The sequence below is a fragment of the Pseudomonas sp. ANT_J28 genome (genome assembly GCF_008370005.1).
Lineage (GTDB): Bacteria > Pseudomonadota > Gammaproteobacteria > Pseudomonadales > Pseudomonadaceae > Aquipseudomonas > Aquipseudomonas frigoris.
The window spans coordinates 127,876-137,888 of record NZ_VOBM01000013.1 but is presented as its reverse complement, the minus strand read 5'-3'; the positions used below and the strand labels follow the sequence as shown (position 1 = coordinate 137,888).

Genomic DNA, 10,013 nt, shown 5'->3' with positions numbered 1-10,013 from the left:
ACATCGTTGGGTTTTACAACAACGAACGGCTGCACTCGAAACTGGGATATCTGCCACCGACCGTTTACGAACGGGCGATGGCGTCAAAATCACCTATCGAGGTGTCCGGAATTAGTTGACCACTACAAAGCTCGCCTGAGCCCTGTAACCCCAATCCTGATAAACTCCCCTCCTCCCAGCCTCACCCCATCTCAGAACCGCCAATGCCCCCAATCACCGCCACACCCGCCCCGCTCTCCCGCCGCTTCTCCGTCGCTCCGATGATGGATTGGCCATACTAATCTCCAAAGCCCTATAAACACTCTCCTTCACAGCCTGTCGCATATCCTCGTACCACTTTCGTACCAATACCTCCCGCGACCGCTCGAACCCCAGACCTCTTCAATGCGTCGTAGCAAATTTTAAGCAACCAGTTTCGGCTCCAATCGGGAGCACTGTCGCTGCTATGCTTGAGTTTTTTCGAATGGAGTCGGTAAACATGGCAAGCGAGTACTCATTGTCGGATGTGCTGGAAAGGATCTATCACAACCAATTGGCCCTGGAAGCGGCAGTGATGGAGGTGACTCTGTGGGTTGAGCGGCAAAACGCTGCAGAGGTGGGTGAGAATGTGCGAGGGGCACTTCAAACAATTGGTGAAAACGCAGGATTCATCAATCAAGGCTTAGCTCGGCCGAGGGGATTGGATCTCACGTGACTGGTGGCAATCGGCCGCCTGCAACCAGTTAACTGTGTCTAGGGCGTCAGGGGCTGCTTCTTACGCAAATGATCGCTACCGCAAAAAGGCTATTTTGTCTCCTGATTTTCGTTTCGATCAGTGCCGGGATGGTACTTCGGAGCTAGGAATTTTGGAGTAGGTAGTCTACAGTCCGAGTGCTATGCCCAGCTGAGTAAAAGGCTATGGAGCTCCAAGCTTCATCCTTTGAATGGAGTCAATATCGGCTGAGGAAGAACTTATTATGGGGTTAGTGCTTGAACAAAATCAAAAAGTTAACATTTTACAATTCGCCCCGCAAAGGCGTCGACTCAGTTATTACTGTAGACAGTTCAAAAAATATTTTAGTTCTTACCGGATATAACGGCTCTGGCAAAACTAGAATTTTGAACATGATTCATGAGTCAATTTCTTTAGTGCGCAACTTCGACTATCAAACACCTTACGACCAATGGCTTGCGGACATTAGATTTGCCGGAGAAGTTGATGACATTCGTCTGCGCTCTATAAAGCTAGAAAGAACCACTCCACCTAAAGATGGAGACGACGAAAAACTTAATAAAATACTGAGCACAGATAAGGGCTTACAAGAAATATTTAATAAGGCCAATCAAATTACCGCCCCAACAAAAAAGTCCGACGTAATGCGTAAGGCGACGGACAATGAAGGTGTGGATGTTATTTGCATAGCAGGCTTGAAGGGCGCAACTAGCGACGTTGACTTATTTAAAGACAAAGCAGAAAGTGTACTATTCATTGATGATAGATTGTTTTTTAGCTACAAGAGAGAGCTTGATGAATTGGTTTTTGATTCAGCTCCCAACATAGATAAAACACTCTACATCCTTATAAACGAATTCATATCCGACGTCGCCAAGTCTGCCATTCCCGAATTAACAAGGGATCTTATTGAGACATCTATCAAAGAGCTATTTGACAAGCACTTGAAAGAGCTCGGCAATAAGAAACTAGAAAGCCTTGACAAAGTCAAAGACCTACTTAAGTCAGAGTTTGCGCAAAAAATCGCAAAAGAAGGAATGAGCTTCGTAGGGAAGAGTGATTTTTTTGAAAAAATAAACAGATTCTTCCTCCAAACGAATAGAACCTTGATCTGGAACGACAAAGAGTACTTTCACTTAAAACTGGGTAACGGTTCGGAAGTGAGCTGGGCAGAGTTTTCGAAGGGTGAAAAAACACTGCTCGCAATTTTGCTGATTACCTTCCTGTATAAAGATAGAGCAATGTTCATATTCGATGAGCCTGATCTTTCGTTACACATTGAGTGGCAGGAGATGCTATTTCCAGTTCTTAGTGAAATCGCTCCCAACGCCCAATTTATAATTGCGACACATTCACCAGCTCTAATTTTAAATACGAGCTCTGAACAAGTTATTAATTTGGCACGACTCGGTAAGGAAGCCGCCATATAATGGAATCGGATAACCAGGCCTATGGATTTAAATTCAAGTCTTCTTGGGTTGATAAAAAGAAAAACTTTAACAGTGATGGGTCTCAGAGAAATACCGTCCTCGTCTGGGTTGAAGCGGACGATGATAAAAAATTCTGGATGAATTTTCTTAAAGATAATCCGCGCTATCTTTTTTCATACAAACAACCAGACGAAGCAACCGCTTCTGATGACAAAGCGGCCAATGGCTGTAATCGGATCCTAAGTCTGGTTAGAAATGGCGACATTACGCCTTCGAAACTTCAGATTGTCTGTATAGATAGCGATGATTGCTTTATCAAAGGCTTTGTTGATGGATATGTTTCCGCCAAACCTGCAAATGACTTTATGTACTATACAAACATTTACTCTATTGAGAATGCGATGCTCGATCCCGAGCATATAGATAGAACATTCGAAGTGGTATCTTCTGAGCCAAGAAGAAACTTATTTGTATCACCGTCGTCTTTTCTTGAACAGATTTCTTCTTGCTTGTTTGCCTGTTATCACAAGCTGAATTTTTTTGATGTGATATCTCAAGATAGAGGGCTTGTAGACAGCGTTCGTGCCAGATTTTATTCGACGCTGTGCAGCTTGACTGCCTTGGATCTGACAAGTGAATACACAAGCTCACAGTGCTATTCTGATTTTTGCGTCGTGCTAGACTCCTTGGTAGCATTAATAGACGCAGAGATCTTACGACTTAACATGCAAACCGAATACACTGCCTATCAAAACAAACTATCAAGCGCAAACATCGGACCGAAAAATATTTATTTGTTCGTCAAGGGGCATAAGATACTAAACCTGATAGTTGCGGTCTTCGAGAAAATATCTAGCAAATACAAAGCCGCTGCTCTCAAACGAGCTAGAGCAACTTATGCCAACCCAAAATCAGAAGTCAATCGTATAAATAACAACTGGCATGATTACAAGTCTTTAATTTTTGGGGCGTTCTGCATCTCGGATATTCATGTTGATTTTTTTTCGGACACCCGCCTTAAATTGGCTGAGGTGTACGCTTAGTAATATTCGCGGTTTGATTCGGCCTTAACTATTCAAGCTCTGAAGCTTGCTATTTAGGGCCTTTATCTAACGAGTACAGCGGGTTATTTTTGCGTTACCATTCATTTTTTTATTCAGCTTAAAGTATTTCTCGTTACTTTCTTGCCTACTACCGTATACCGTACATGACAGCCAGTCCTATTCCGCGCATTGAAAGATTATTCGTTAATAGTACTAACCGGAACTCCCTATCAATCGTTTGATCAGAAAACGAGCGGTCGCATCTTGGCTGTGGACAGGTGCCAGTTCCCCTTCCTTCATTTGTACGCTGCGCTGATAGCTTCCCAAGCTGAGGGCTCGATTCTCTTCACCCGCTCCACGTCTTTCAACGCCTCCAGCGGAACATGTACCTGACTACATTCAGTTTGAGGCCGTTTCGGGGGGAGGTATCACATTCTGTGTGCGTGCCAGCCAAAACCCCCTCCCCGATATACCCAGTCGATTTTTCTGTTGATCCATGGGAAATAGGTAATTTTGGTAATGCTCTCAGCAAAACCAATTAAAAATCAATAAAATCAATCACTTAAATGAGATCTTCAAGGTAATAATAGGGTAATGAATAGGTTAGAAAATTACCTTTATTCCTAGTAATACCCCCCCTTTACAAAACCCTTTAAAATCAAGTAGTTGGTACAATATTACCTCCACCCTTACCAAATATTACCCCCGGAGGTAATGCACCAAAGCCACGACTTATAAAGGCTCCAACCCGAACCTCGCCCCTCATTACCAAAATTACCCTTTTGCCGTATCGCACCCGAAAAATGGCATTGCGCCATTCAGCTTTCGACTTTTTTCAAGCGTTAGAACTAAGGGTCAAATAGTTCGATTGTGTGGTCACGTTTTGAAATGAGCCGAATCGGCTGGAAGCCATGCACGGCGAGGCTTCAAGGCTAATTGGTATCCGTCTCGACTCAGCCCTAAAGCGCGCCTGATGCGATCTGCTCAGAAAATGAAAACTCTGCAAACAGCACGTTTTCAAAAGCGCTCCCCTTACAAACCGGCGGCTCCAGACTTGCCCCCTACGTGACCGCCCCCAGCCCAGCTGTACAATCGCGCTGCATTTCTTTGCAAAACCTTGCACAAAATGAAATGGCCAATTGCCTGCGAAGCCCCACAGCCCGCCTGGGCTGCAGGTTCATTTGCACTAAATCTGGGTTTGCACAAAAAAAGGACACAAAGCCCGTCGGCGGGAGGGGGATAAGTGCTTTTTCTGGTGTTTTTTTCTTGGCTGACTCATTTTTCGTTGATACCTCCCCATAGGAAATAATCAGCCACCAACTCAGATTTTTCCTACATACATACCGTCCAATTTTCGGTATGGTCAAACGGCCTACAGCACTCTGGCCTCCAATGATGGAGGCTTTTTTTTGCACGCAATTAGGGACGACGCATGATTTCTTCTGCACGACTGGGCGACAAGCATGTCTGCCCATTGCCTGGACATGGCACTACCCCAATCGCATCTGCGAGCGCCGACACGAACATCAATTTCATGGGCGCTGCGCGTGTTGGTGATACTTGTGGGTGTGGCGCGGTTATCACCACGGGGTTTCCTTCCATTGTGGTGAATGGCCGGCCTATGGCGCACCTAGGCAGTCCCACAAGCCACGGCGGAACAATCATCACGGGATCTAGTGATGTTGGCGGCGGCTTCGTCTTTGGCGGAGCCACTGGAGCAGCAATCATCAACTTTGCCAAGCTCGGCGCGATACGTCCTAACGGCACGGTTGACGATGAGCGAATGGCCACCTTGCTGGCGGACCCGGCTCTGACGGCGAAGGCCACGGCAGCGAATGCGCTAGTCGATCCTTTGTCGCCAGATCCACAGCATGAAAACGCCAACAAGCATGAAGAGGAGAAGCCCAAGGTCTGTAATCACCCTGACCTGATGGAGGCTCTGGCGAGCTACATCGCTGATGAGATGAATCGGAATATCTCTGCCCCCTCCGTTTTGAAGATGAAAAAGCTGCTGGCTTACGACACCGCAGACGAAACAAAAGAACGCATGGAAACGCCTTGGTATGCTCAAGTTGGCTTTGGAAACAATGCTCAGACCACCGGCTATGCGAATACCACGGCAGCGCTTGGCCTGTGGACAGCGAAAGTCGGTCAGGGCATGGACTGGGACCACAAGCCAAAAATAAGGCACCAGTTCGGGGACATCTGGCAAAAGCAGGGGGAGTACGACTACTTCTACGATATCTGGTCCAACATTCATTACGGCTATGTAGGTATAGCGGGCGGGCTTTCAGAAAGTGTGCTTCTGGATGGTGCGGGGGCTGAGCAGATTGTCTCGGACTCTATCCGAAAAGTTCAGAAGTGGGATGAAAGGGATGGGCCAAAAATGACTGAGGGCGTTGACGGTCTCAGGAGTTTTGATGACATTCCTGACCGGGTGTCCATTAGTATCGGAATCGAACTTTATAAGCGATACCCAAATGGTGGTGTCACCGCAAAAATCATCAAGGACGAAGTGCTTGCCGTCGATCCATCTCGCTGGGGGAAAGGTATCCGTGTTCACGAATGTAAGTAAAAGTCGGTCCCGAGTTACCAAGGTTGCGATTCTGCTTGTATTGCTGTCGCCCGTTGCATTTTGGTACGTGGCAACACCTTGGGTCAGTATTCACTTTTCCGATAAGGGTAAAGGGCCACTGGGCTTCGTGCTGAACACACAAGACGAAATTTACCGGGGAGATATCAATCCCGGAGAGGTAACCGGCGGTCCGGGTCATATCTTTCCCAATGATGACTTTTTCATGCAGTTCGATTGGACCAACGCTGGCCACAACCATTGTTTTAGCGTCAAACCGAAGTGGCCTAGAACCCATATTTACATTGGGGCAGACGGTGTAATCGATAAGAGCCCTGGAAGCGGTACTGACGTTGATCGTCTCGTACCCTGCATGGGGGAGAAGTAAGGCGTTTCGCTCCAAGCCCGCCGTCTGGCGGGCTTTTACTATCCAGTGATCGGCTTCAATTTCGAGGCTAGTACCGTCGCTTGCGCTGCCTTGGCGGTGAATGCCGATGCATCGGTCGGACTCGGCGTAGGTCCAGGTACGTGGGTATGCGCGGCCAGTTGTGTATTCATCTGCTGCAACAGATCGAGCATGTCGCACACCACCTGGAAAAGGTTCACACCTTCGGACCCGATCCAGTTTTTCGGCGCCTGCAGATGCTGGCTGATCCCGGCCACGCTTTTTCGCAGCCCCTCGATTCGCTCCTGCATGTCACCGCCCACCGTGGCGTTGTGCTTCTGCCCCACCACTAGGTTCAGATCCCGGCCGGTAGCCTGGTGCAGATCATCCACCGCCGCCAGGCTCGCCGATCCACCGGACAGCAGCTTGAGCGCGCCCAGCGCCTCGATCGTCTTCACCCCACCCACCGTCTCGGTCGAATGATCGTCGATCACCTGGGCGTGGCTCTGGAACTGCTCGCGATTCTCCAGCGCCTCAACCTCGCGCTCGATCGCCTTGTCCTGGATCTTGCCATCAGTCTGGCGCAACCAGTTGCCGTCGGCGTCGACCCGCTGCTGGGCGGCTTCGCTGTGCTGCCACACCTGGTCACCTTTTGGCACCCGGGGCATGCTCAGCCCGTGCGGCAGAATGGTCTGGATGTAGGGCTTGTTCGGCAGGCCATAGGCAAAGCACACCACCACTTGGGTGCCCTCCTCCGGAAAGGCGTAAATGCCCATTTCCTCGCCACCGGTTGGCAGTGGCAGCGGCACGCCGGCGAGCTGGGGCAACTGTGGATCGACTTCACCGTCCGGCCCCAGGACCTCGATGTCCACGGCGTAACGCGGCCGGAAGTCGTCACAGATCCCGGCGCCGGCCGGGGCGTCGGCCACGGCGACCACCCGGGCAAAGCGCGGCAGGTGGTAGCCGCCAGTCAGTTCAGGGAATTGCCGTTCTACGCTGCGGCGGATTGCATTTTCCATCGGATAGCCATCTGGTCATTGGCAAGGGCCACACTGGTGATGCGCTCGCCGTGGTTGATCGTTGCACCTGGTCGTAACCCGGGAAGGGCCGCGATCATTGCGCTTTGGTTGCCCTGATAGCCGTCGAACAGCTCCGTGGGGATTTGCAGTGGCGCCCGGGAGCCATAGAAGCTGTCCGCCCAACTGCCGGCAAACACTTCGCCGTTGCCCAGCTGGTGCCAGGTGAAGTCGGGGATGTTGAAAACCCGGGCCAGGCTGTCCATCGCTTGATAACCGGCAGCCAGGCTGTAAAAGAACGGCGCCTTGACGCTGGCGTAGGGCTGATCGGGCACCCGAAAGCGCAAACCGGTCTGTTCGCTGACTTCATCCAGCACGGCGCGCAGATCGACATGACGCAGGTTCAGCGGCAGCGGGTTGGCCAGCACGGCGGCCAGCTCGCGACAGAACAACACCTGCTCGACGGCGTTGGCGGCGGTGCAGCGCTCGACGTAGCCAATGAAGTGCCGTTGCAACGTGCCTTCGTTGTAGCCGATATCCAGCGTCACCAGGCCTTTCACCGGCACCGTGGATTGGATGGTGAACGTCGCCCGCCCGGGGCTGGTGGCGTCCAGCCGAACATCCTCTTTCACCAGGGCGATCGGCGCGCCATTGATTGCCAGAATCTTGTGCAGCTTCACTTCGGCTCACTCCCGCCCAGCCACTTGTCCACGCGGCCCAGCACCTTTTCAAATCCGCTCAGCGCCGGGTTATCGCTGGTTGCATCCTTCCCGCTGTCACCGTCGCCGACCGCGCTGCCCGGGGTGCCTTGCGCGTTGACCTTGTTGCCGGCGCGTCGGCCTTCGACCTTTTCCGGGTTCGATTCGCGTTCACTCAGCGTGAACTGGACCAGCCAAGCGCGCAGGGAATCGTCCTCACGGGCGCTGATGCCGTCGGAGAACTCGACCTGGCGTACGCCGAAGACCTCGGCCGAGTCATTGACGATGCGGTACAGGTGCAACTGGCCGCCGCCGGCAGTGGCTTCGGCCAGGCGCATCAGATCGACCAGCTGGGACTTATCCACAAACGGAATCATCAACGAGACGGTCAGCGTCTTGGGCTTGAAGCCTTTGTGAGCCTTGTCGGTGTTGCTGGTCTGACCCGACATGTCGCCGCTTTCAATACGCAGATTGGCCGTCACCTTGAGATTCTTGCCCTGGACCTTGCGGCCGTCGAGTAGCAGCGTCATAGACCGACCAGCTCCTGTACAAAACTCAGCCCTTCTTTCGAGCCAACCAACATCAGGCCGGCGCACAGCACCCATTCGTGCCCCGGGGCATCGCCGGCCAGCAGCTCGCGCCGCAATTTGCTGGTGTTGCCCGGGCCGATCAGGCGCGCCTGCATGCTGACGTCAGGGTTTCCCCCAGCCAGCAGCGCTTTCAGGTCAGCCAGCTGCTGATCGCGGCCCTGCTGCTGGGCGACTTTGCGGGTCGCCAAAGCAGCCAGATCACCCAACGGCGAACTGTCGGCCGCATAGCTCTCCAGCACCGCCAGTTGGCCGGCCATGGATTGCTTGGCGGCCTTGACCACCGTGCAGCGCTCCAGGGGCAGCGCTTGCCAGCGTGGCAATGGACCGGCGCCTGGGATCTCCCACTTTTCGGTTTCCAGCTTCACCAGGTGCTGGGCGCGGCGTTCCGTGCGCACCAGGTCAGGGATCGGCAGCAAGGCGTTGAACCGCGACAGGCTGGTGGCCAACTGGTCCAGGCGCGTGCCCAGGAACAGAATCGACAGCGCGTATTGCGGGCCGGCCGGTCGCCCGGTGTCGGTCACGTCCTCCAGCTTGTTCGCCAGGTGTTCCAGCAGGTTGGGCGCTGACAGAAAACGTTGGTAGCCACGGCCCTGCCCGATACCGCTCTGAAACGGCGTCACCACCAGGCACGCCGGCACCTGGCCCAATTGCTCCGCCAAGGCTGCGCGACCGGCCGCGATCGCGCCCTTGGCGGCGCCACCGACCGGCCCCGGGTTGGTGCTGGCCAAGCCGTCGAGCCCGGCCAGGCGCTGGGCGGTGCTGACCAGCTCACTGCCGGCCAGGTCTTTGGCTGCCGACAGGCCGCCCATCCATTGCGTGGCCTGCTCCGGCCAGCGCATGGTCACCGGTGCCCAGCTCATGCCGGCGGCGTCCAGGTGATGGCTCTCATGGCCTTGAGGTTTTTGTCTTTCAGTGCTTTGGCCAAAGCCTGCTTAAGGCTGTCGGCGTGCTGTAAGGCGGCCTGTTTGAATCGGGCCAGATCCTGGCCGACTTGCAACAGCTGGGCGGCAGTGTGCGGTCGGAAGGCCTTCACCTGGTCAGAGTCGAAACAGGCATATTCCGAATCGAGTCCCATCAGCACCAAGCCGTTCAGATTGACCTGGTCGTCGATCTCGCTGCTGTAGCGAAACACCCCGCCCAGGGCGTTCGAACTGAAGCCGCCAGCGATGTACTGGCTACACCCAGCACCGATCGCCTGCAGCTTTGTGTCATACAGCGCGGCCAGTATCGCGTTGATGTCGTCTACCCAGTCGCCGTTCTTCCAGACCTGGTTCGGCCCGGGCTTTTTCGGGGTGAAGCCGGCCGGGAGCGGTTCAAACCCTTCAAGGGTGCGCGGCTGGCCGGTATCGATGCTGTAGACCACCAGGCCGCCCAGGTAGTCCACCAGTTGCCAGTCCTGACCACTCCACCAGGCGACTTTGTGTTCAGGGATCGCCGGTGGTGCGATTTCCACACAGCCGCCAGGGATCAGGAATACACCTGGTTCCACAGGTGACTCATCAGCTACGACGGGGCCAACGTAGATGCCCAGGTGGTCGGTCTGATAGACAGTTTTCACGTCCATAGT

9 protein-coding genes are annotated in these 10,013 nt (G+C 53.2%); 4 read left to right on the top strand and 5 right to left on the bottom strand.

The genetic code is table 11. The features are described 5' to 3' along the window. Positions 1-478 precede the first annotated feature (478 nt). The 4 genes from FQ187_RS11805 to FQ187_RS11790 all read left to right on the top strand — a co-directional run bounded on the left by FQ187_RS11805 (position 479) and on the right by FQ187_RS11790 (position 5,760). Positions 479-694 carry a hypothetical protein gene (locus FQ187_RS11805; protein ID WP_149629600.1) on the top strand — a complete coding sequence of 72 codons (216 nt, stop codon included), beginning with the start codon at positions 479-481 and terminating at the stop codon, positions 692-694. A gap of 275 nt (positions 695-969) precedes the next feature. Further along, positions 970-2,142 (top strand): ATP-binding protein, encoded by a 1,173-nt coding sequence (locus FQ187_RS11800; RefSeq protein WP_149629599.1) that lies wholly within the window; start codon positions 970-972, stop codon positions 2,140-2,142. Then, positions 2,142-3,185: a DUF4435 domain-containing protein gene (locus tag FQ187_RS11795; protein ID WP_149629598.1), complete on the top strand. Its 1,044-nt coding sequence runs from the start codon at positions 2,142-2,144 to the stop codon at positions 3,183-3,185. The genes FQ187_RS11800 and FQ187_RS11795 overlap by 1 nt, the downstream gene beginning before the upstream one ends. 1,432 nt (positions 3,186-4,617) lie before the next feature. After that, positions 4,618-5,760, top strand: a complete 1,143-nt coding sequence (locus FQ187_RS11790) for a polymorphic toxin type 44 domain-containing protein (RefSeq protein ID WP_149629597.1) — start codon at positions 4,618-4,620, stop codon at positions 5,758-5,760. 423 nt (positions 5,761-6,183) lie between these two features. Here FQ187_RS11790 and FQ187_RS11780 read toward each other — a convergent pair whose 3' ends face one another. Genes FQ187_RS11780 through FQ187_RS11760 form a run of 5 tightly spaced genes read right to left on the bottom strand, consistent with a single transcriptional unit; the run spans position 6,184 to position 10,010 of the window. Further along, positions 6,184-7,161: a hypothetical protein gene (locus FQ187_RS11780; protein ID WP_149629596.1), complete on the bottom strand. Its 978-nt coding sequence runs from the start codon at positions 7,159-7,161 to the stop codon at positions 6,184-6,186. Beyond that, complete coding sequence (locus tag FQ187_RS11775) at positions 7,134-7,838, bottom strand: hypothetical protein (protein ID WP_149629595.1); 705 nt, start codon at positions 7,836-7,838, stop codon at positions 7,134-7,136. The genes FQ187_RS11780 and FQ187_RS11775 overlap by 28 nt, the downstream gene beginning before the upstream one ends. Beyond that, entirely contained in the window at positions 7,835-8,386 is a 552-nt protein-coding gene (locus FQ187_RS11770; protein ID WP_149629594.1) for a DNA-binding protein, read from the bottom strand. Before FQ187_RS11770 ends, FQ187_RS11775 begins: the two co-directional genes overlap by 4 nt. Further along, positions 8,383-9,306 carry a hypothetical protein gene (locus FQ187_RS11765; protein ID WP_149629593.1) on the bottom strand — a complete coding sequence of 308 codons (924 nt, stop codon included), beginning with the start codon at positions 9,304-9,306 and terminating at the stop codon, positions 8,383-8,385. The genes FQ187_RS11770 and FQ187_RS11765 overlap by 4 nt, the downstream gene beginning before the upstream one ends. Further along, the gene (locus FQ187_RS11760; protein ID WP_149629592.1) at positions 9,303-10,010 is read right to left on the bottom strand and encodes a phage tail protein; all 708 of its coding nucleotides are present in this window, start codon (positions 10,008-10,010) and stop codon (positions 9,303-9,305) included. The genes FQ187_RS11765 and FQ187_RS11760 overlap by 4 nt, the downstream gene beginning before the upstream one ends. Positions 10,011-10,013: the final 3 nt, after the last annotated feature.